This window comes from Nocardioides antri (assembly GCF_008373765.1).
GTDB classification, from domain to species: domain Bacteria; phylum Actinomycetota; class Actinomycetes; order Propionibacteriales; family Nocardioidaceae; genus Nocardioides; species Nocardioides antri.
The window spans coordinates 1-389 of sequence record NZ_VUJW01000025.1 but is presented as its reverse complement, the minus strand read 5'-3'; the positions used below and the strand labels follow the sequence as shown (position 1 = coordinate 389).

Sequence of the window (389 nt, the reverse complement as noted above, 5' to 3'; positions counted from 1 at the left end):
GGTGGTGCCGTGGGCTGGATGGCCGGCCACGATCTCGAAGAGGAGGCGGCTGACCGCGAGCGGTCGGCCGGTGCCGAGGCACGATTAGTCGAGCTGTCCGTTCCGCTGGGTGTAGGTGCGGTTGAAGCGGCGCAGGACGTCCGTCGTACTCATAATCTCTGACTATAGTCAGAGAGTGCGGTCGTGGGGTGGTGGACCTGAGCGAGCCCCGCGGCGATCGTCGCCAGGTAATGGGGGCTCGGGTGCGTGCGCTCGGCGTGGGGATGGGCATGGCGGGTGGTGAAGGTGACGACGGGCGTGCCGTCGAGGCCGCGGGTCTTGACCAGCGTCTCGTAGCGGCCGGCGCCGAGCGGGTGGGCCCCCTCGTGCGACAGACGCGCGAGGGCGCG

The 389-nt window shown here is 70.2% G+C and carries 1 pseudogene; it reads right to left on the bottom strand.

Annotation, left to right across the window (positions count from 1 at the left end):
* Positions 1–149: 149 nt before the first annotated feature.
* Positions 150–389: pseudogene (locus tag F0U47_RS21425) on the bottom strand (hypothetical protein); the annotation flags it as partial.